The organism is Streptococcus sp. AM43-2AT, assembly GCF_003603405.1.
Classification (GTDB): Bacteria; Bacillota; Bacilli; order Lactobacillales; family Streptococcaceae; genus Streptococcus; species Streptococcus ilei.
The window spans coordinates 427,487-450,720 of sequence record NZ_QTND01000001.1; the positions used below are offsets into that span (position 1 = coordinate 427,487).

The following is a 23,234-nucleotide window of genomic DNA, read 5'->3' on the forward strand; positions in this document are numbered from 1 at the left end:
GTAGCTATTGGTAGTAGATTTAAAAAATTATCTTGAAAGAATATTAGTCGAGTTAGGTGCTGCTACAATAAAACACCGTGAGAAAGTCAGTGGATTCTTACTAGACAATGAATGGTTTGGTGTGTCTATAAATCTTGATGATTATACTATTTCTGAAAAAGATGCTGAAGTTCTTAAAAGTCGCATCAAAGACTATCTAACAACACCTCCAGGAATTAAAAGTATGGAAGAAATCTTTTCAAAAAAATTTCCTTCTACAAGTGAATTATTCGTACAATTTGCTGAAGAAGAAAAGCTGAGTGAAACAAATCGTTTCTATCTACTTGATTTTTTAGCATATTACTTAACAAAAGATTTGTTTCTATATAGTGATGCTGAAGTAGAGACCTTAGTAGAAGTAGCAACAGAAGTTCTTACGAAGTCACAAGGCAATATCCTCATTCAATTTATTAAATGGCTACTCAATAAAGGCGTTACTCGTTATCGAGTAAGTTTTGAAATGACAAAGCGTTACACGATTGAGAGTGCAAATGGAGCGTATGAATTAGATGAATACCTTGAATTAATGTATTACCTGTTTAACGAAGACTACATCATAAAAAATGACATGTTGTGTAAAGCAGCAAATTCAAAGGATTATGCAGATACATGGCTATATCTAGGATTGCATTTTATTTGTGCACTAAGATCAACAGACTTAGAAAGATTAGGACATCCTAAATTAACAAGAGAACCATTAGAAGTTTTAGAAGCAGTAGTAGATGGAACTTGGAGTAGTAGTGAAGCTAGAAGGACTTTACTAAGTATTACAACAAGATTGACTTATTTAAACTTAACACCTAATAAAACCAAAAACGCTTCTAATGTTGCTCAGCTAAAGTTTCATGTCCCAGAAAGTTGTCAGGTTCTTATTGGAACGTTATTGGCTATCTGTGAGGCACATTTCCAACTTCAAATACCATACAATGCAGAAAATCCATTGATCAGACAAATTAAAACTTATGAAAAGATTACTAGTTATATGGGGGAGGAAATCGGAAATTTATTTTTAGAGCGTAACTTTAGTAGTCGTTCTGCAAACAAGTCCTACTTACAATCTGTCGCAATGTTAGCAGATGATGTTCTTGAAGAAAAGTCAGAACTGAATATTAAAGGTTATTTTCTGGCCGCATTAGCTCGTAGCCATAAAGGGGATTTTAATGAATTTGCACAAACTACAACAACGTATCTAAAAGATGCCCAACTCGGACAACTAAAACCTGAAATGGTTGCAAAAGAGCTATTTGAACGAGGCGTATTATCCATGATTCCGTCTATGCTCTTGACCATTGTAACTAGAGGAAAGTATAAAAAATTAAGTCCAAGCCAACAAACTCAAATGATTAAAAGTTTAGATTTAACGCCAGTAGAAATTGAAAAAACGTTAGAACTGAGTATTAGGGCGGATTTACGTTCGCAACAAGCTTTAAAAACTCTAGTTGAAAACAATGTTGAACCTGAACAATTACTGACAATCTGTCATCGAATTGGCAACGGAGAGGCTTTCTCTAAGCAGGGAGAAAGTATGTGTCTCTTGTCTGCATTAGGGAAACTATGCCCCTATGATGACCGTCAACATTGTGTCGGTTGCCAGTATGAATTACAAACAAAATCTACCTTACTTTTGTTAATTGGTGAGTTTAATCGTCTCAATAAACAATATCAAAAATTAAAGAATGAACTTGAACGAGGAAAGGTTCGAGCCATTCTTGAGCAGCAGATTAAACCATGCCTTACAGAAATGTTAGAAGCATTATCAGAACAGTATGGGGAAGCTGTATTATCTGATTATGAGGATATTATCAAGGAGTTAGTCAGTTGAATAATCAATTAAAATTATTTCGTAAAGTAAATGAAATTGTCCTGTTTGATGACAATATGATTGAGAGCGCAAAAGAATGTTTTCAAGACTATGTTGAAAAAGGGATTATCCTAACCACCAATTTTGAAGAAAATAGATGGGCAACAACTAATGAATATTCTAACGTTAGCTTCATTTTTAACTTGAATAAATTCCAATATAAAAGGTTTTATGAACAAGTATTTCAATTATCTTTTGATGATTTTGTCACCTACTTAAAGAGTTTTATAGTGCTATCTATGGAACATCATGTTTTAATCACACTCCAAGCCTTTTTAAGAGATATAAAAAAATTAATCAAAGAAATAAAAGTGAACGAAGTCTTCTCGTTAGCAAATATGAAGATTTCCAACCCCTCAGTATGTATAGATTTTCTTTCTACACTACCATGTTTAGAGAGTAACGAATTAACCCAACTGATTGAGCAACTAGATGAACTTTTAAATGTTAGTTATCAACTGAACACTAAAAAACAGCGAAAGTTAGCCCAATTTCAATCCTATTTTTTATTTAATGATATTTTAAACGACTATTGGGTTAAACCATTATCAGATGAGGAAAGATTGTTTTACTACCCTCTTTACTTATGGTGGCAAATAACAGCAGTAGTACCACTTAGACCAAGGGAGTTTTTGCTCACTCAGAGAAATTGTCTCACAGAAAAAGACGGAAAATATTACTTAACTCTCAGACGAAATAACTTAAAAGGAAAAGACAAGGGAGTATCCCATAAAATTTCAGAGGATTATTATTTAACAACTTACGAAGTACCATTTAAGCTTGCGAGTGAGATTTTAAATTATTTAGAGCTAACCAAAGACTTATCATCTACACAGTTAGATACCCTATTTGTGACAGACTCTCATTATCGGAAATGGAAACGTATTGCTGGTACTAAAAACCGTTTCTTGACGTACAGTAACTTAAATACAATTTTAAAATATTTCTTTAATGAGATTGTATCTCAACAGTATGGGTATTTTGTCCATCATATCAATTCCCCAAATCAATTAGACGATCATGAGATTAATTTCATTCATATTGGAGATACTAGACACATTGCAATGATCAATCTGATAGCAGAAGGAGCTAGTCCAGTAACAGCAATGCTCTTAGCTGGACATGATAGTGTCACAACATCCTCACATTATTTTTCAAATCTGAGTCAGTTTATTGAATGTAGGAGCTATCAGCTTTATCGTAAATTAACAAACTCTCAAACGTCTTACGCTATCAGTAAGACTCAGCACAAATACACCGTTAACAAAGACTATGTTTCTCTTGATAATAAGGGCAGATGTTATTCACCAAGATTTGCGGAAGGTGATTATTCTGACTGTCTTAAAGTCATTAGCTCACATGCAGAGCTTGGTGCTTGCACTAGTTGTCCATTTTACAGAAAAGCTGGAAAAGATTATTTCTCTATGGATAAATCCTTTAAGAAATCAATTGATGAGGAAGCTTTAATTGTAGATGAGGCTATAAAAAGAGTTCGACAAGGAAAGGGGAATATAGAAGATATTGGTGAGGCATTATTAAAACTTAAAACAGTTAGTCGTTCTTATCAAGAATATCTAACTGAAAAACATTTATCCTTACAGGAGTTCTCAAATGGCTAGAAAGAAGTATATTGATAATCAAGAATTGCTATTATTATTTGAACATTATTTACTGGAACATTGTTCGAATAATCCTAGACTATTCAAAATTCCACAGTTTGGAAATTACCTTAGAAGCAACGGATTTCCGCAGGTTGCAGACACAACGATTAGAAGAAACAAAGAATTTAGACAAGCCCTTAATGATAGATTGGAACTATTTGAAGACTAAACTTATCAAACAGTTATATCGTATAAAACTCTAGATGTAGAACGTTTCTTAATGACCAATAGAACCCCTAAAGCAATCAAATCAGCATTGATGGAACTTAATAATTATTATAAAAGAGTTGTTGATGCAGCAATAGAATATAAGGAAGAAGCCAGTAAGCTCAAAACAAGAGTTTCAGAGTTGAAAAATGAGGTAGCACAACTTAATGAAAAGAATGCTGAAATTAAGGAGCAGACAGCATTAAACAAAGAATTATTAGAGGAAAACAAAAAGTTAAGAAATCTTCTTAAAACCAGTTTGTATCCTGGGATTGCAAATGAATTATTAAAAGAAGAAGGCTTGTTAAAATCTGATCAGCAACTAGTAACTAAGAAGTATCTTAGTGAGAATATTATTACTTCAGACACGAAAATATCTTTTGAAAAGCACACTCATAACGAGAAGCAAACAAGCAAAAGTAAAATTTTGGAAATTAAAAACTTACTGGATAATAAGACTAAGTATTAGGAGGAAAAAATGTCGGACTTAATCACTGATTTCCCAGCTTTACTGAAATATTGGAACTTTGATAGCAATATCAAATTAGATGTAGAAAAGCTCACTATTACTAGTAAAAAACACATTAGCTGGAAATGCCCTAACTGTTCCTACGAATGGAAAGCAAGTGTATCAAAATCTTACAAACAAATCCTAAATCATACGAGAATCTGTCCTGTATGCGACCTTGGAGAAGTGCTTGTAAAAGGACAAAACTCTATATCTGATAGGTTTCCTAACCTTTTGGGGTACATAAACTTTCATTATGAAAATATAGAAACGATACAAAACGAAATTGAAAACTTAACCTTTACTTCAAAGAGATTATTTCATTTTAAATGTCCTACCTGTCATGTTGGTTGGAAAGATGTAGCCAATACATCTAGATTATTAACAACAAAATTAAACAAAAACGTTATTCATGTAGGCTGTAACGAATATAAACATTATGTACCTTTTTATAAAGCATACCCTAATCTCGGAAAAATATATCTTCCAGGCGATTATAACGAGTTGGAATTTAAAAAATTAACTCTCAGTGATAATATTACAATTCCCAGAAAATGGAAATGTGATAAGTGCGATTGTTTTTTTGATTTATCAATAGATAAGTTAATTGCAAGAATCAAGAGGAATGGATTTTATTGCACTAAATGCGAAGCAACTTTTGACACTGCTATAAAAGTGAACGCAACGCCTCTCTTTTACACAGATAAGCATCTTCTTGACCAATTGGTTAAAAATCATATTAAAAAAAATATGATTGACTGTTTGTCTAATATAGTAGCAACTTGGAAATGTATAGAATGTAATGGAGAATATGAATGCTCAGTTGTTAAAAGACATCAAGAAGGTTGTCCATATTGTAGTGGTAAACAAATGTTAAAAGGATTTAATACCTTGAATGAAACCCATCCATATCTTGAAAAATTTTGGATTAATGATAATAAACGATTATTTTCTGATTATTGGCATAAATCATTTGATGTTTTAAATTGGAAGTGTCCTTGTTGTAATATTCAGTTTCAATGCAGTCCTGTCGAAATGATCTCTAGAACCAACTTAGAGAATAGTAACTTTGAAACGTGTCCTAACAACTGTGATTGGAATACACTGATTTTTAATAATGATATTTTCCATAATTCGCCAAGGTTACGGAAAGAATGGAGTAAAAAAAATAATATCCCTGTTCACTTAGCATTAAGTCATATTGAAACAAAAAAATATTGGTGGAACTGTTCTATTTGTCAAGGCGAATACCTTTGTTCAATCCCAATAAGAAGAGAAGTAATAGATAGCTGTCCATATTGTAATGATGAACAGCCATTAAAGGGATATAATACACTAGCTGACATTCACCCTGAACTATCTAGTTATTGGAGCAGCAAAAACATCCAAAAAATTGATGAAATAACTTTATCAGAAGCTAAAAATAAAAAATATATATGGTTATGCGACTGTTGTAATTTAGAATTTAATGAAAAACTAAGCATTGTTCTAGATAAATTTTCGAACATTAAATATAGAGAATTCAAGATCATTTGCCCTTACTGTAATAAAAAAACACCTAAACCTGAAGAATCATTGGGTTACAAAAAACCATTTTTAAAATCGGAATGGCTAGATAATATTAATGGAGACATTTATAATATTTTCTCTAATTCAAACGATATAATTGAATGGATATGTAGAAAATGCCACAGAAACTTTAAGGCAAAAATTTCTAATAGAGCGGAAGACGATGAATGTTGCCCTTATTGTTCCAATAGAAAATTAATAAAAGGAACTAATGATCTTGCGACAACTCATCCTCACTTAATAAAAGAGTGGTCAAGTTTGAATGACCGACAATTAAGTTGTTTAACCAACAAATCAACCTATAAAGCATGGTGGAAATGCTCAGTATGTAAAGGAGAGTATCAGCAAACAGTTAAGAAAAAAATTCTAATGAAAGAATCTTGTTGTCCATATTGTCAAAACAATGAAGTATTAAAAGGGTTTAACGACCTTGCGACCACACACCCATGGTTGATTAAGGAATGGTCAACTTTAAATGACAGGGACTCTAGCTCTATAATGTGTAATTCAAGTTATAGAGCATGGTGGAAATGTTCTGAATGTAGCAAAGAATATCGGCAAACAGTTAAGAAAAAAACTCTAATGAACATATCTTGTTGTCCATATTGTCAAAATAATAAAGTATTAAAAGGTTTAAACGACCTTGCAACAACACATGAGTATTTATTAAGCGAATGGGATTATCTGAATAATATTCTTTTAGCAAAGCCAACAGATATTGATGAGAAAAGTAATAAAAATGTATGGTGGATTTGTAAAGATGATCCAAATCATCGGTATAAGTTTAAAATCAATGAAAAAATAAAATATGAAAAACGTAACTTAATAACCTGTAAAATCTGTAAAGGTTTAAGAAGAAAACAAGAGCATTTCGTTCAGTTTGCTAAAATAAATTAAACAATCCAAAAACACTCTAAATCAATAAACTGATATTAAAGTGTTTTTTTATATCAAAATGTACATTTGAAAAATTTTTAGTTTTCACTTATATAAAGTACATTTTACAGTAGATGAACAACTTATAAAATTTTCAGTGTTCACTTTAATAAAGTACATAATTGAGAATAATTAGCTCTAAAAAAATTTTTGGTTAAAAAGAGATACTTTTGGTATACAGAAAACTAAAACAGTCCTATAGATCCCCTATAACATCTTTCCGAAAAACTATAATTTTCTTGAAAAATATATCTGGCTATGCTATACTACTAGTATAGAAAGATTTGGAGAAAAACATGAAACGCGAGATCTTATTAGAACGGATTGATAAACTCAAACAAGTCATGCCCTGGTATGTATTGGAATATTACCAATCGAAACTGGCTGTTCCATACAGTTTTACAACCTTGTACGAATACTTAAAGGAATACGATCGATTTTTCACCTGGGTCTTAGAATCTGGTATATCGGATGCTGATACCATGGCCGAGATCCCTTTAGACGTCCTGGAGCACATGACCAAGAAAGACATGGAATCCTTTATTCTTTACTTACGTGAACGTCCTCTGCTCAATGCCAATACGACAAAAAACGGGGTTTCCCAAACAACGATTAACCGTACCCTTTCTGCACTTTCCAGTCTCTATAAATACTTGACTGAGGAAGTTGAAAATGAGCAAGGAGAACCTTATTTCTACCGCAACGTCATGAAGAAGGTTGCTACCAAGAAAAAGAAAGAAACTTTGGCGGCACGGGCTGAAAATATCAAACAAAAGCTCTTTTTAGGCGATGAAACAGAAGGTTTTCTTAACTATATCGACCAGGAGTATCCTCAGACACTCTCAAATCGCGCCTTATCCTCCTTTAATAAGAATAAAGAGCGAGATTTAGCCATTATCGCACTCCTTCTTGCCTCTGGTGTCCGTTTATCTGAGGCAGTCAATTTGGACCTTCGTGACCTTAATCTTAAGATGATGGTCATTGACGTCACTCGAAAAGGTGGAAAACGAGACTCAGTCAATGTTGCTGCCTTTGCGAAGCCTTATCTGGAGCAATATCTCGCTATTCGAGACAAACGGTACAAGACAGAAAAGACCGATACAGCTCTCTTTCTGACCTTGTATCGAGGTGTTCCAAACCGTATTGATGCTTCTAGTGTTGAAAAGATGGTCGCCAAGTATTCTGAAGACTTCAAAGTCCGCGTGACACCCCATAAGCTTCGCCATACATTAGCAACACGTCTTTATGATGCAACCAAATCACAGGTTTTGGTCAGTCACCAGCTGGGACATGCTAGCACACAAGTTACTGACTTGTATACGCATATCGTTAATGATGAGCAGAAAAATGCCTTGGATAGTTTATAAAATTACATAACGTAAATTATGTAACAGCTATTCTATTAGAAAAAGAGCGTAAGATTTTTTTATGGAATCTTACGCTCTTTTATACTTTCTATAAAAATTCGATCCAATAATTACGGTGGGGCTCAATAATAACTGGCTTTCCCCAAAATGATTTTAGATAGGCCAGATTTGCTGGGGTGACGGGTCTTTTCTCACTATTGTACTTCTCTGCACTCCCTTCCGTTAAAAAGCATTTAACTGCTTCGTATGGTGTACCGTCACTCGCTATTCGATCAATTCCTAAATAAGCAATTTCATCACCGGCTTTTGGAAAATCTGTAAATAGTTGACCAATAAAATAAACCGTCTTATCTTTCATTAGTTCATAAGCCTTACTATTTTCTAGTCTGTTATTCGCTGCAGCGTACATAATACAAAAGCTATCCACGATATCTTTCAAAGGCATTAATTCTTCTTTACTGACTATAATTTCGTCGGGAGCAAGTCCGCCAAGGATTAAATTTTTATAATGAGGTTGCTGGATGATATTATCTAAAGCCATTCCTAATGGTAGTTGCACAGCTTGATAGCCTAATGGTTCGAGCTCTTGCTTTTTCTGGTCAAGGTGTCCTTGTGTAATACTGATTTTCAAATCATATGGACTTGAAGGTTGTTGCTTGCTAAAAAAAGCCACTACTATACGATCTAACTGTTCAAATAGACCAAGATTTTCAACTGGAATTTTCATCATTGAAAATGAGCCCCTTTTTTGTTCAGATTTCTTCTATATTGTACACTCATGGTATTTAAATATCAAGTTTAAGATAAAAGATATCCATGTTAAATGGATATCTTTTACTTTATTCCACCACTGCTTCAGCAATTTCCTCTGCAGCGATACCTGCAAAATAACGGCCCAGGTTAATGGTTTGAAGGGCTTTGAGGACGTCTTCACGTTCGTATTTAACGCCACGAAGAACATCTTCTACTGCTGCAACGTCTTCGATACCGAAGAAGTCACCGTAAATTTTGATGTCTTGGATTTTGGATTCAATGACATTTGCGAAGATTTCAACCTTACCGCTTGGGAATTTTGTGCCACGACGGACATTGTATTCAGGGGACTTCCCATAGTTCCAATCCCAGGTACCGAACTTGGTTTCCTTGATACGGTTGATCTCTGCCAATTCTTCATCTGAGAAGACATATTCTGTCATCTCAGGATATTCTTTCTTCATGTAGTCCAAAAGCAGGTCACGGAACTCTTCAACGGTGATTTTTTCTGGCAACTCGTCGATGATATTGGTCACACGAGCACGAACGGATTTAACCCCTTTAGACTCAAACTTGTCTTTAGACACCTTGAGAGCATTGGCAAGGACAGACAAATCAACATCAAAAAGAAGACAACCATGATGCATGATACGGCCATTGATATAGGCTTGGGCATTGCCACAGAATTTCTTACCGTCGATTTCTAAGTCGTTACGGCCTGTAAATTCAGCTTTAACACCAAGTTCAGCTAAAGTATTGATAACTGGAGTAGAGAAGCTTTTGAAGTCAAAGGCCTTGTTTTCATCTTCTTTTGAAATGATTGTATAGTTTAGGTTGTTCAAATCATGGTAAACAGCTCCACCACCACTGATTCGACGGACTACTTCAATACCGTTTTCGCGTACATAGTCACGGTTAATTTCTTCGATGGTATTTTGGTGACGACCTACAATGATAGATGGTTTGTTGATCCAAAGAAGGAAGATTTGATCTTCATCAAGAAGATGCTTAAAAGCATATTCCTCTAAAGCAATATTAAAAGCAGTGTCGTTTGAATGATTGATAATGTATTTCATAAGATACCTTCTAATACGATAGAGACTGGAAAATAATTCCAGTCTAATCTATCTATTCTTATTTCTTCTTAGGTGAATGGATGGCCATTCCAAGTACATCCGCAAAGGCTTCGTACATCACTTCTGAGAAGGTTGGGTGCCCATGGATGGTCTTGAGCATTTCTTCTACAGTGATTTCCATCTCAATGATAGTTGAAGCTTCGTTGATCAATTCAGCTGCTGCTGGACCAATGATGTGAACTCCAAGAACTTCACCATATTTCTTGTCAGCAATGACTTTAACAAATCCTTGAGCCGCATCTGATGCAATGGCACGTCCGTTTGCGGCAAAATTAAATTTACCGATTTGCACATCATATTTCTCACGAGCTTGTTCTTCTGTCAAACCAACAGCCGCAACTTCAGGAAGTGTGTAAATAGCTGCAGGAGTCAAGTTCAATTTAGCAACATGGTGATTTCCTTTAAGGGCATTTTCAGCAGCAACTTCACCCATACGGAAGGCAGCGTGAGCCAACATCTTAGTACCATTGATATCACCTGGCGCATAGATACCTGAAACAGATGTTTCCATGTATTCATTGACCTTGATACGACCACGATCCAATTCAAACTCCACTTCACCGATTCCTTCAAGATCTGGAACACGACCGATTGAAAGAAGAGCTTTGTTTGCAATGATATCGTCTTTTCCTTCAACCTTGATACGGAGTTTGCCATCTTCTTCAATGATTTCTTGCAGTTTAGTATCTGTCAAGATAGTCATACCCTTGCGCTCAAGGATCAAACGAAGGTTCTTAGATACTTCTGCATCCATGGCTGGCACGATGCGGTCCATCATTTCAATAACCGTTACTTTTGAACCAAAGGTCATGAAGGCTTGACCAAGTTCGATACCAACAACCCCACCACCAATGATCACAAGGCTTTCTGGGACTTCATTCATATCCAAGATGTCATCACTGGTCATTACAAGGGATGATTCCATGCCAGGAACGTTAATCTTGCTGACTTTTGAACCACCAGCAAGGATGATTTTCTTAGTTTCAAGTAATTCAGAGCCATTGACCAAGACATTCTTATCCTTCGTAATGGTACCAATCCCCTTATGAACATCAACTCCGTAGCTACGAAGAAGTCCTGCAACACCACCAACCAAAGTATTTACGACCTTGTTCTTAGTTTCAAGAACCTTGTCCATATCCACTGTGAAGCTAGGATTGTCAATGATGATCCCACGGTTTGCCGCATGACCGATATTTTCAATGATTTCAGCATTATGTAGGTAAGTCTTAGTTGGGATACATCCGCGGTTCAAACATGTTCCACCAAGTTCAGATTTCTCAACAAGGGCAACCTTACCACCCAATTGAGCTGCTTTAATGGCAGAAACATAACCAGCAGGTCCACCACCAATAACAACGATATCATAAGCATCATCGCTCTTATTGTCATCATTTGAAGCACTTGCTGCAGCTGGCACTGGACTCGCTTCTGGTGTTGCTGCTCCAGCTGTTGGGATGTTCTCCCCTTCTTCACCAAGATAACCAATCACTTCTGTTACAGGAACAGTCTCGCCATCCCCTTTCAAGATAGCAATCAGGTAGCCATCTTCTTCAGCTTCCAATTCCATGCTGACTTTATCTGTCATGATTTCAAGGAGAATTTCTCCTTCTTTTACAAATTCGCCGACTTTTTTATTCCACTGAACGATTTGTCCTTCGGTCATATCTACGCCGGCTTTTGGCATAATTACTTCTAAGGCCATTTTATTTCCCTCTTTTTTCTTGTTTCTATTCTCTCTCGTTGATTAGACCAACATTGAAATCGGGTCTTCAATCAAGGCTTTCAAGTCTTTCATGAATTTGGCACCAGCCATCCCATCGACAACGCGGTGGTCAATGGTCAAGCCCAAGCTCATGATTGGACGAATGACAATTTCACCATTAACTACAACTGGTTTTTCAACAGTTGCGCTAACCCCAAGAATGGCAGAGTTCGGCTGGTTGATAATCGGTCCAAAAGATTGAACACCAAACATCCCCAAGTTACTGATAGTAAAGGTTGAATTTTGCAATTCGCTTGGTGCTAATTTACCGTCCAAGGTCCGTCCGATAACGTCCTTGAAGGCTACCACCAACTCTGATAAAGTCATCTTTTCTGCGTTATAGACAACCGGTGTCATCAGTCCATTGTCCATCCCAACCGCCATAGCCAAGTTGACATAGTTGTGAGTGATGATGGTTTTGCCATCTTCCGTTAATGACGCGTTAATGTATGGATGTTTCATCAAGGTCTTAACCACTGCAAGTGAAAGCAAATCTGTTACAGTGACTTTCTTGCCAGTTGCCTCCATGATTGGATCCAATACCTTCTTACGAAGGGCCAACATTTGAGACATATCGACGTCATAGTTCAATGTAAAGGTTGGTGCTGTCAAATAAGATTCCACCATCCGTTGAGCAATCACCTTACGCATTGGTGTCATCGGAATTCGCTCGATTTCACCATAAGGTGTTACATTATCAGGAGCCTCTTCTACCTTCTCAATTTGAGCAGGTGACTTAATGGTATCCTTCTCAATATTCTCAGGAAGGAAAGCAAGAACATCCTTCTTCATGATCTTACCACGATGACCAGTTCCTTGAATTTCTTGCCAAGCAATATTGTGTTCTAAAGCAATTCGTTTTGCAAGTGGTGAAATGCGAACCACATTTGTGTCTTTATATGTTTCCACGTCTTCTTTGTGGACACGACCGTTTGCGCCTGAACCAGAAACATCATAGAGGTTGATCCCTAGATCATCCGCTAATTTTCTAGCCGCAGGAGTCGCTCTTAGCTTATCATCAGCCATGACCTCTCCTATTCTATTTATGATGCAAAGGGCGTTTAAAAGCGACCGAAAAATAGGAAATCGACGCAGACTTCGATGAAGTCAAGGAGATTTATCTTTTTTCCGAGCTTTTAGCCCGTGCTCTAATCTAAGATATTAAGGACGTAGAGAACTTTGCATCACTAGATACAAAGTTTCCTCGTCTAATTTAATAAACATTACATAATTTATGTTATGTATTATTCTTTATTATACGTTTTACGAATGGCTTCTTTGATGCTTTCAACTGTTGGGATCATTGCATTCTCAAGATTTTGTGCGTAAGGCATTGGCACATCTTCCCCCGCACAACGGCGGATCGGTGCATCCAAGTAATCAAATGCTTCTGATTCAGAAATGATAGCTGAAATCTCACCGATATAGCCACTCGTTTTATGGGCGTCATTGACAAGGACTACTTTTCCTGTCTTCTTGACAGAATTAATGATGATCTCTTTATCAAGTGGGACCAAGGTCCGTGGGTCTACTACTTCTACTGAGATGCCTTCTTCTGCCAATTCTTCAGCAGCTTGCATCACGCGACGAAGCATTTTCCCATAGGTTACGACAGTGACATCTGTACCTTCGCGTTTGATTTCTCCGACACCAAGTGGAATCGTGTAGTCCGGATCAACAAGCACTTCCCCTTTTTGGTTGAATTCTGATTTGTATTCAAGAATGATAACGGGGTTATTATCGCGGATAGATGACTTGAGAAGCCCCTTCATATCCGCTGGCGTACCAGGAGCAACAACTTTCAAACCAGGAATATGAGTAAACCATGATTCCAAGGATTGGGAGTGTTGGGCTGCAGAACCAACTCCGTTACCAGCAGCACAGCGAACGGTCATCGGCACTTGCCCTTTTCCACCAAACATGTAGCGAGTTTTAGCAGCTTGGTTGACAATAGCATCCATGGCAATTACTGAGAAATCCATGAAGGTCATATCAACGATTGGGCGAAGTCCGGTCATGGCTGCCCCTGCTGCCGCACCTGAAATCGCAGCCTCAGAAATCGGACAGTCACGAACACGTTCTGGACCGAATTCCTCAAGCATTCCTACTGAAGTTCCGAAGTCTCCACCGAAAACTCCGACATCTTCCCCCATCAACAATACGTTTTCGTCGCGACGCATTTCCTCAGACATAGCAAGGATAATGGTATCGCGGAAAGACATTAATTTAGTTTCCATAATTCTTTACTCCCCCTTAGTCTGCGTAAATATCTTCGAAAGCTGATTCGAGTGGAGGGAATGGGCTTTCTTCCGCAAATTTCACTGAAGCTTCCACTGCTTCTTTCACTTCTTCTTGGATCTGATCCAATTCTTCTGCGCTCGCAATCTCATTCTCAAGGAGATACTTGCGAAGGTTTTCGATTGGATCTTTCTTCTTCCACTCTTCGACTTCTTCACGGGTCCGGTATTTACCAGGGTCTGAAGATGAGTGACCAAGCCAGCGGTAAGTGACACTTTCAATCAAGACAGGACCTTTACCAGAGCGGACGTGTTCAACAGCTTTTTGGAATCCTTCATAGACATCGATAACGTTGTTTCCATCAGGAATAAACATTCCAGGAATGCCGTAAGCAGCACTACGCTCGTGGATATGCTTGACATTGGTCATTTTCTTAATGTCAGCAGAGATTCCGTAACCATTATTGATACAGTAGAAAATTACCGGAAGATTCCAAATAGAAGCCATATTTACCGCTTCGTGGAAGACACCTTCGTTGGTTGCGCCGTCCCCAAAGAAGCAGACAACAATCTTACCAGTCTTATGCATTTGTTGAGTAAGGGCTGCACCTACGGCAATCCCCATACCACCACCAACAATACCGTTGGCACCAAGGTTACCTGCATCCAGGTCGGCGATATGCATTGATCCACCCTTCCCTTTACAAGTACCGGTATACTTACCAAGGATTTCTGCCATCATACCGTTCAAATCGATTCCTTTAGCAATGGCTTGTCCGTGTCCACGGTGGTTAGAAGTCAGCAAGTCATCGTCGTTCAAAGCCAACATCGCTCCAACGTTAGCCGCTTCTTCCCCAACAGAAAAGTGCGTCATTCCTGGTACTTTCCCTTTTTTTACTAACTGTGCAATTTTTAAGTCCATGCGACGGATTTCTTCCATTTTACGGAACATTTCCAATAAGAGACTTTTATCTAATGTTGCCATTATTTCGCCTTTCTAAGCAATTATTCATTCTATTTTATTCTATCTCACTATGAAAACACTGTCAAAATAAATGCTCATTTCCTTTCACAAACTAATCCGTCTAGAATACTGATAGATATGAATTCACAAACTGTTATATAAAAGATTCACAAAGTCTTATTTTAATATGGAAAATCAAAAACCGATAGGGAAGACCTATCGGAATATTTTATTGATGGCGTTGGCCAAAGTCATGAATCATTTGTTCTAACTCCTCACGACTTGGCGTTGTTAACATGTAAAGATAATCACCTTGAAGCTCGGCAAAGGCAGCAGGCATATCTTTCTTCACGCGGAATTGGTCATGGTATTTAGCTAAAACTTCATCCTCAGAAAGGACATAAGCTGCATTGGCACGGCGTGAAGTCGCCAAGCAATATAGGGGTTCAAATTCAGAAGCTGGGAATGGTTCTCCGGCTACGATGGCTGCATAGCCACGGTACAAATCAATCGAGTGAGCATAGTTGTAGACGTCGATGGTGAAGCCACCTGCAGGACGATTATTGTACTCAATCGCAATATAGTCATCTCCATCACGGAAGAACTCAATGTGGAAGAAACGCTCCTTCATGCCAAAAGCTTTAACAATCGCTTCTCCGTATTGACGCAATTTTGGATCCATCTCTTTGAGGACATAATAAGAGTTGTCCATCTTGTAGAGCATCAAGTCAAGTGGTGTATAGGCATAGTCAAAAGTAGTTGAAAAGACAATGTTTCCATCTCGATCCACTAAACCATCAAAGGTACAGATTTCACTGGAAAGAACAAATTTCTCAAAAAAGTATTCAGTATGTCCATCCCATTCAGCTTTGAAATGATTCACATCTTCTGGAGTTTCAATTTTAAAGGTCGCTGCTGCTCCCACTCCGTTATCGGGCTTAGCAATCAATGGCAACCCAATCTTCTTCACAGCCTTGTCAATGTCTTTTTCGGCTTTGACTACTGCACCAGGAACGACAGGAACTCCTGCTTTCTTGAAGAGTTTCTTCATTTCTGATTTAAACTTAGTTTTCTTTAAATCTTTTGGTTTGGCCCCAAAGACATTGAATTGCTCACGAAGCGCTGCATCCAATTCCAACCAGTATTCATTGTGAGACTCGATGCGATCGATTGGGCCATGCTTATAAAATAGAAAGGCTACTGCACGTTTCACTTCGTCCAAGTTTTCCATGTTATCGACACGGAAATACTCTGTCAAACTATTACGCAATGGCTCGTCTAACTGCTCGTAAGGCTCTTGGCCAATTCCTAATACAGTGATTCCTTTGTTGGCCAACTCAATGGTGAATTGCTGGAAATTTTGTGGATAATAAGGTGAAATAACAAGATAATTCATAGACGTCTCCTCCCTTTTGACTTATAAATACATCTGACCTAAGAAATAGGGCATTTGTTTCCGCCACCAGTCCCAATCATGAGCTACATCGTGCCCCCACTCTGCAAACCAAGCAGGGATATTTTTGTGATCAAAGGCTTCCTTCAATTTATAGAAGGATGGAAGTCCATCCTGTTCCCAAGCGCCAAGACCGGTACAGATAACAATTTCTGCCTGACGGTAACGGTCGATAAACCAACCGTCATTTTGATGCCAAATATAATCAGACGGAGAGTTTTGGTAAATTGCTTCATCTCCTCCAAACTCACCAACAAAGAAACGAGCATCATAGACACCACTCAAGGCAATGACTTTGTTGAAGACATCTGGGTGTTGCAAGAAGAAATTGAGCGCGTGGTAAGCTCCCATTGAGCAGCCGGTTGTCATCATTGGGTCAAACCAACCTGTTTTGTGCTTGATGAAAGGAATGGCCTCTTCAATAACATAGCGTTCATAGGCACGGTGCATCTCTGCCCGATCGTGAGGGTTTTTCCAATCACAAAGCCAGCTCTCACTATCGACACTTGAAAGGGTGAAAAATTGAACCCGTCCTTCTTCAATAAACTGAGCACAAGCATCAATCATACCGAAGTCATAGTACTCATTATGGCTTCCACCAGATGAAGCGAAGACCACAATAGGAATCCCCGCATGACCATAGCGGTTTAGATACATTTCGCGGTTAAGTTGGCCACTCCAGTGGCTTAAATGTTCAATATTCATAAGTTCCCTCTTTCTCTTTATATATTTACTTTAAGATTATTAATCCCATTTTTCTGCTAAAAACCGAAGGCATTCTGGTAGATGTTCAGCCCAGGCTTCTTCATGGTGGATTGCCCCAGATTGAATCCGAATGGCGATATTTTCTAAAGCAACTCCTTGTTGAATAACATCATGGTAATAACGAAGAGATGAGTCTATATAGGCTTGCTTGATATTCCCAGCCATTAACGTTTTATCAGTATCATCTGCCTCTTCAGTCCCTACATAGATGTATATACGTTGATCTGGATACAAGTTCTTACGCTCGATGTAGCGATCAAAGGCTTCTTGATGCAACCAGTTGGCAGAGGAGAAGACTCCCAGACAACCGATTTGATCTTGGTATTCTAGGCCCAAAAATTGTGTGATGTTACCGCCTAACGAAGATCCAATCATAGCTGTATGTTCTCGATCAGCAAGAGTGCGATATTCTTGATCGATAAAAGGTTTGACCACATCCAAGACAAACTCCCCATACTCGACGCCCTTGCCACCAAATTGCATACCAGGAATATTGGATTCCTTGTACTTCCAGGCAGAGTATTCGTTCATCCGTTGCAAGCCATCATTATCAATGGCAACAACAATCATGCGACTAATGTCTGGATTACGCTTGATGGCTGGAATGACCTTCCAAGAGTGACCTACATAGGCTTCCTTACTATAGAAGACATTCTGTCCATCATGGAAATAAACGACAGGGTAGCGTCGATCAGTATCTGTTTCATAATTTTTAGGTAATAAGACTCGCACACGACGGAGTTTTCCGGTATAAGGCACTTTCAACTCGTGTGTCTTCATCTCTAAATAAAAATAGGATTTATTCATTGTCAGAAAACTCTCTATATTCTAAATTTTTATTTATTATACCATTTTTATAAGAAAAAGTCTGGATTTCTCCAAACTTTTTCATTGATTGACTTTATTTTCCAATAAATGTTGCCAGATCTTGTAAAGAACGTTCGGCAATTTTCTCGTAACGTTCCTTTTTATCCCTAATGCGTGGACCATCTAGCTCTTTGATAATTCCAAAGTTGACATTCATGGGCTGGAAATGCTTGCTATCGGCATGGGTAATATAGTGAGCCAGACTTCCGATGGCTGTTGTTTCTGGGAAAATGGCTGCTTCCTCGCCTTTGAAGAGACGTGCCGCATTGATCCCGGCTACTAAGCCTGAGGCAGCTGATTCAACATAGCCCTCTACTCCTGTCATTTGACCTGCAAAGAAGAGGTTTGGTTGTTTCTTAGAACGGTAAGTCTGCTCAAGGAGATTTGGAGAGTCCATGTAAGAATTGCGGTGCATGACTCCATATCTCACAAACTCAGCGTTTTCCAAACCAGGGATCATTTGGAAGACCCGTTTTTGTTCGCCCCATTTGAGATGCGTTTGGAAACCGACGATATTGTAAAGGCTAGCAGCCGCATTGTCTTGGCGTAACTGAACGACTGCGTATGGTGTCTTGAACTCCCCATCCCGAGGCCCTTTGTAGTCATCCGGATACTCGAGTCCAACTGGCTTCATCGGACCATAGAGCATGGTTTTAATCCCTCGTTTAGCCATAACTTCAATTGGCATACAACCTTCGAAATACTTTTCTTTTTCAAAAGAGTTAAGCGGGGCTTCTTCCGCATTGATCAAAGCCTCATGGAAGTCCATAAACTCTTGTTTGGTCATTGGGCAGTTGAGATAAGCTGCTTCTCCTTTGTCATAACGTGACTTGAGATAAACCTTACTCATATCAACTGTATTGACATCGATGATAGGAGCTGCTGCATCGTAAAAGTAGAAGCCATCTCCTCCGTTAAGCTCATGAATCTTTTCAGCCAAAGCATCACTAGTTAGAGGACCCGTTGCGACCACTGTGATAGCATCCGTCGGTAATTCCGTGATTTCATCGCGAATCACTTCAATCAGAGGGTGTTGGGACACCTTCTCTGTTACCCGCTTAGCAAAGCCTTCGCGATCCACAGCGAGTGCTCCACCAGCCGGCACTCGAGTTGCTTCAGCTGCCTCCAGAATGACAGAACCAAGACGACGCATTTCTTCCTTGAGGAGACCAACAGCATTGGTTAACGAATCCCCACGAAGAGAGTTCGAACAAACTAGCTCAGCAAAGTTGTCTGTTTTGTGTTGCGGAGTGGATTTGACCCCACGCATTTCATAGAGCTTTACAGGAATTCCCTGTTGGGCAATCTGGTAAGCTGCTTCCGAGCCAGCAAGGCCCGCACCGATAACATTGATATAAGATTGAGACATGACACTAATACCTCTTTGGGTGGAACCTAAGTTCATATCAAAACAACTATCTGGACTGTTTGACACCCACAAATCTTTCTAAATTGATACTTGGTCCATTATACCAAAAAGGGCATAAAAAAGACAGGGAGGCTAATCCTTCCTGTCTGGTCTATCGACTGTTAGTTGTTTTCTTATAAACACAACCAGGCTGCTAAGAGGGCAGATAGAATACTGAATAAGGACCCAATCAAGTAATATTCCGCGAAGGCTGGGTTCTCTGAAATTTTATTGTAGCGAGCGATGGATTTGGCTGTAAAGACTAGGCCGATAGAAGCAAATTGTCCATACACGAGACAGGCGCCGATAATCAACCGCTCTAAAAAACCAATCATAGAACCAGCCCCAGTGATGGTATCCATTTTATCCTCCATCGTCGGCTGGTAATTGGCAAAGAGAATTTTAAAGACGATATTGGTCGGTTTTCCCACCAGGAGGACATAAAAGATCAGCTTTAAGATATCAGCAGACAGGTAGGTCGTGTTATTTTTTACTCCCAAGAAGACCAAAATAATGATGATACCGACATGCAAGAATTGATCCACCGTAAAAGCCCATGAGTTTGTTAATTTCCATTGTTTTTGCACCCAAGGCTTGCTGTAATCAATCCCTGCATGAGTTAGCAAAATGATCAAGCAAATCCACCATAGGTCCAGGTGACAGAGGGAAACGACGATTAGGGGAAGAGCTACATAGAGAATATGAAGGCCTAGAACCTTCTTATCCCGATTCTTGCGATCCGCCATCTTTTGACTTTGAAAATAATAATCCGATAACAAATGACAAATCAACAAGAGAATCAAGTATGGACTCATTACAATACTAGACAATCCGGTCATAAGCCTCTCCTTTCACTAGAGCTTGTATACTAGCAAGGGCAGCTGCTCTCCCCCGTAAATACACACGAATACTACTACTCTTTAAGCGTTTAGACAGTGCGCTTGGATTGATATCTAGTGATTGAGCTAAGTCTTGCTGACTAAAATTCTCACTGTATACAAATCTCTTAAGAAGATCTAGCAGGATTTCTTCCTGACTGCCACGCCAACCCGAACGAATGGCTTCTCCTGAAGCAATGAGGGCGTTCACCAATAAGTCCTTGCTGTCGTTCCCGCTTGAAAAATAAATCTGGGTATTGCCGTAGTCATTTTTCTGATGAACCAGATTGATGGCCGCGCGTGCGTTCCAATAGGCTGGACCATCTGCCCCAATACTTTGCAAGGGATCAATAGCTGTTGCAATCTCTCCAAGTCCGATACCAAAACGTAGTTGAGTCGGGCTTAGTTCTGAACGCAAGGTATCGATGATTTGAAAAACTGGAGCATCCACTTTTAAAAGTGCCTGAAACTCATCGCCCAGGGTCAAGGTAAAACAGGATGCCAAGTAATCTCCAAAGAGTTCATTCATTTTTCGAAGCGTTTTTTCTAACTGTTTTTGCAGGTTGAAACGTTCTTGAACCATTTTAGAATCAATGACATCTGCAATCAAAGCAAGATACATAAGCCCACCTCCTTATGTCTATTATAACGAAAAAAAATAAAAATGTCTATTATAACAGACATTTTATAAAATTGCCGTTATAATAGACATCGAATCATTCTAAAAACTTATTTCACTTTTTCTTCTTCGTAGTCACCATTGCTACATACAACTTGCTTGCCACCACCACGGACTTTCTTTTCAACCAAATACTGACCACATTTTGGACAGTCACGGCCAATTGGCTTGTCCCAAGAAGTGAATTCACATTCTGGGTAGCGATTGCATCCATAGAAGATACGGTTCCGTTTGGTTTTACGCTCGATGATTTGGCCCTGATGACAGTTTGGACATTCCACCCCAATTTCTTTGACAATCGCTTGGGTATGGCGACAATCTGGGAAGTTGCTACAAGCATAGAACTTACCATAACGTCCTAATTTGATGACCATGGGACTTCCACAAACCTCACAGTCAAAACCAGCCGCCTCATCCTTGATTTGAATTTTCTCCATCTCTTCTTCAGCCTTGGCTACTTCTTTTTTAAATGGTTGGTAGAAGGAATCGATAACCTTTTGCCACTGCTCTTTCCCAAGTTCGACATCATCTAGTTTCCCTTCCATCTCAGCAGTAAAGGTTACGTTGACGATATCTGGGAAGAATTCAACGATCAGTTTATTGACGATTTCCCCTAACTCGGTTGGCTCGAAGCGTTTGGCTACAAGCTTCACGTAATAGCGTTTTTGAATGGTCTCAATCGTTGGTGCATAGGTTGAAGGACGTCCCACTCCATTTTCTTCCAACGTCTTAATCAAGGTCGCTTCAGAATAACGAGCTGGTGGTTGGGTAAAGTGCTGTTCAGGTTTGCTATTGACCTGAGTGACAGTATCCCCTTCTTCCATATCCGGTAACATCTTGTTCTTATCCGAATCATTATAAATCGCTAAATAACCGTCAAATTTCACCTGACTACCATTCGCTGTATATTGAACACCATTTTGCCCCAAACGGACATTCATAGTGTCAAAGACAGCTGCTGTCATCTGGCTAGCCACAAAACGGTTCCAGATCAAGGTGTAGAGCTTGAGCTGATCCTTGTCTAGGTACTTAGCAATTTTCTCAGGCGTATTGTAAACACTAGAAGGACGAATAGCTTCATGGGCATCTTGGGCACCAGAAGCGTTTTTGACCCGGCTTCCGTGCTTGGAATACTTCTCTCCAAATCGATCAACGATAAAGCTAGCTGCTTCATTTTGAGCGACTGGACTAATCCGAGTCGAGTCCGTACGCATATAAGTGATCAAACCTTGAACACCTGATCCAATATTGATTCCTTCATACAACTGCTGAGCTACCATCATGGTCTTACGAGTACGGAAGTTAATCTTATTGGCCGCATCCATCTGCATAGAAGAAGTCGTGTATGGAAGGGGCGCATTGCGTTTGCGTTCCTTTTTCTCAACTTTTTCAACGATATACTCTTTCCCATCGAGATGCGAAAGAACAGCTTTCACATCCTCCTGGTTTTGAAGTTTCATCTTCTTGCCATTCATTCCATAGAAATTGGCTTGGAACTGCTTGGTTCCCTTTTTAAAGGTTCCATCAATTGTCCAGTATTCTTCTGGTTGGAAGGCATTGATTTCTTCTTCCCGATCAATGATCAATTTAAGAGCAACTGACTGCACCCGACCAGCAGAAAGTCCCTTTTTCACCTTTTTCCATAGAATTGGTGAAATCGAGTACCCTACAATCCGATCCAAGACACGGCGTGCTTGTTGAGCATCTACCAGATCCATATCAATCTTACGGGGTTCTTGAAAGGCATTTTTTACCGCATCCTTAGTAATTTCATTGAAAACAACACGGTTCTTATCTTCCTTATCCAACTGAAGAATATGGGCCAAGTGCCAAGATATAGCTTCTCCTTCACGGTCCGGGTCACTTGCGAGAAAGACTTGTTTGGCCTTTTTAGCCTCTTTTTTCAATTCATTGATCAAAGGACCTTTTCCGCGAATATTAATGTATTCAGGTTCATAATTGTTATCAAAATCAATGGACATGGTAGATTTTTTCAAGTCACGAATATGCCCCACACTGGCCATGACCTTATAATTTCTACCAAGATATTTTTCAATTGTCTTCGCTTTCGCAGGAGACTCCACAATGACTAAATTCTTTTTAGCTGTTGTGGTTTTCTTTTTTGTTTTAGTAGCCACTTTTTTACCTCTATTTTGTAATAAACCTCATAGAGTGTAAACT

General features: G+C 38.8%; 19 protein-coding genes. 6 read left to right on the top strand and 13 right to left on the bottom strand.

The genetic code is table 11. The annotated features are described in order from the left end of the window. Positions 1-7 precede the first annotated feature (7 nt). The 6 genes from DW930_RS02100 to xerS all read left to right on the top strand — a co-directional run bounded on the left by DW930_RS02100 (position 8) and on the right by xerS (position 8,148). Complete coding sequence (locus tag DW930_RS02100; RefSeq protein WP_123159208.1) at positions 8-1,861, top strand: hypothetical protein; 1,854 nt, start codon at positions 8-10, stop codon at positions 1,859-1,861. Next, positions 1,858-3,519 carry a hypothetical protein gene (locus DW930_RS02105; protein ID WP_123159209.1) on the top strand — a complete coding sequence of 554 codons (1,662 nt, stop codon included), beginning with the start codon at positions 1,858-1,860 and terminating at the stop codon, positions 3,517-3,519. Before DW930_RS02100 ends, DW930_RS02105 begins: the two co-directional genes overlap by 4 nt. Then, positions 3,512-3,730, top strand: coding sequence for a hypothetical protein (locus DW930_RS10555; protein ID WP_243635754.1), 219 nt, complete (start codon positions 3,512-3,514; stop codon positions 3,728-3,730). The genes DW930_RS02105 and DW930_RS10555 overlap by 8 nt, the downstream gene beginning before the upstream one ends. 51 nt (positions 3,731-3,781) lie before the next feature. Continuing rightward, positions 3,782-4,237, top strand: a complete 456-nt coding sequence (locus tag DW930_RS10560) for a hypothetical protein (RefSeq protein ID WP_243635755.1) — start codon at positions 3,782-3,784, stop codon at positions 4,235-4,237. Positions 4,238-4,246: 9 nt separating this feature from the next. Further along, positions 4,247-6,742, top strand: coding sequence for a zinc-ribbon domain-containing protein (locus DW930_RS02115; protein WP_123159210.1), 2,496 nt, complete (start codon positions 4,247-4,249; stop codon positions 6,740-6,742). Between the two features lie 335 nt (positions 6,743-7,077). Then, complete coding sequence (gene xerS / locus DW930_RS02120; protein WP_003001539.1) at positions 7,078-8,148, top strand: tyrosine recombinase XerS; 1,071 nt, start codon at positions 7,078-7,080, stop codon at positions 8,146-8,148. Between the two features lie 88 nt (positions 8,149-8,236). Here xerS and DW930_RS02125 read toward each other — a convergent pair whose 3' ends face one another. From DW930_RS02125 to topA, 13 genes are all read right to left on the bottom strand, one after another. Next, positions 8,237-8,878 carry a hypothetical protein gene (locus tag DW930_RS02125; RefSeq protein ID WP_048715992.1) on the bottom strand — a complete coding sequence of 214 codons (642 nt, stop codon included), beginning with the start codon at positions 8,876-8,878 and terminating at the stop codon, positions 8,237-8,239. A 109-nt stretch (positions 8,879-8,987) separates the two neighbouring features. Next, positions 8,988-9,977, bottom strand: coding sequence for a lipoate--protein ligase (locus DW930_RS02130; RefSeq protein WP_048715991.1), 990 nt, complete (start codon positions 9,975-9,977; stop codon positions 8,988-8,990). Positions 9,978-10,035: 58 nt separating this feature from the next. Next, the gene (gene lpdA, locus DW930_RS02135) at positions 10,036-11,742 is read right to left on the bottom strand and encodes a dihydrolipoyl dehydrogenase (protein WP_031573220.1); all 1,707 of its coding nucleotides are present in this window, start codon (positions 11,740-11,742) and stop codon (positions 10,036-10,038) included. 42 nt (positions 11,743-11,784) lie between these two features. Next, on the bottom strand, positions 11,785-12,828 hold the full coding sequence (locus DW930_RS02140; protein ID WP_023918161.1) for a dihydrolipoamide acetyltransferase: 1,044 nt from the start codon (positions 12,826-12,828) through the stop codon (positions 11,785-11,787). Between the two features lie 218 nt (positions 12,829-13,046). Continuing rightward, complete coding sequence (locus DW930_RS02145; protein WP_123159211.1) at positions 13,047-14,039, bottom strand: alpha-ketoacid dehydrogenase subunit beta; 993 nt, start codon at positions 14,037-14,039, stop codon at positions 13,047-13,049. Between the two features lie 16 nt (positions 14,040-14,055). After that, positions 14,056-15,024 carry a thiamine pyrophosphate-dependent dehydrogenase E1 component subunit alpha gene (locus DW930_RS02150; protein ID WP_049514824.1) on the bottom strand — a complete coding sequence of 323 codons (969 nt, stop codon included), beginning with the start codon at positions 15,022-15,024 and terminating at the stop codon, positions 14,056-14,058. Positions 15,025-15,232: 208 nt separating this feature from the next. Further along, positions 15,233-16,399, bottom strand: a complete 1,167-nt coding sequence (locus DW930_RS02155) for an ATP-grasp domain-containing protein (protein WP_123159212.1) — start codon at positions 16,397-16,399, stop codon at positions 15,233-15,235. A gap of 21 nt (positions 16,400-16,420) precedes the next feature. Then, on the bottom strand, positions 16,421-17,161 hold the full coding sequence (locus DW930_RS02160) for an alpha/beta hydrolase-fold protein (protein ID WP_023023217.1): 741 nt from the start codon (positions 17,159-17,161) through the stop codon (positions 16,421-16,423). Between the two features lie 39 nt (positions 17,162-17,200). Next, on the bottom strand, positions 17,201-18,028 hold the full coding sequence (locus tag DW930_RS02165) for an alpha/beta hydrolase (RefSeq protein ID WP_120701955.1): 828 nt from the start codon (positions 18,026-18,028) through the stop codon (positions 17,201-17,203). 94 nt (positions 18,029-18,122) lie between these two features. Beyond that, complete coding sequence (gene trmFO, locus DW930_RS02170; RefSeq protein ID WP_023023213.1) at positions 18,123-19,457, bottom strand: methylenetetrahydrofolate--tRNA-(uracil(54)-C(5))-methyltransferase (FADH(2)-oxidizing) TrmFO; 1,335 nt, start codon at positions 19,455-19,457, stop codon at positions 18,123-18,125. 173 nt (positions 19,458-19,630) lie between these two features. Next, positions 19,631-20,335, bottom strand: a complete 705-nt coding sequence (locus tag DW930_RS02175; RefSeq protein WP_117744235.1) for a DUF3307 domain-containing protein — start codon at positions 20,333-20,335, stop codon at positions 19,631-19,633. After that, on the bottom strand, positions 20,319-20,996 hold the full coding sequence (locus DW930_RS02180; RefSeq protein WP_023023209.1) for a SatD family protein: 678 nt from the start codon (positions 20,994-20,996) through the stop codon (positions 20,319-20,321). Before DW930_RS02180 ends, DW930_RS02175 begins: the two co-directional genes overlap by 17 nt. 107 nt (positions 20,997-21,103) lie before the next feature. Further along, positions 21,104-23,191, bottom strand: a complete 2,088-nt coding sequence (gene topA, locus DW930_RS02185; protein WP_023026804.1) for a type I DNA topoisomerase — start codon at positions 23,189-23,191, stop codon at positions 21,104-21,106. Positions 23,192-23,234 lie beyond the last annotated feature (43 nt).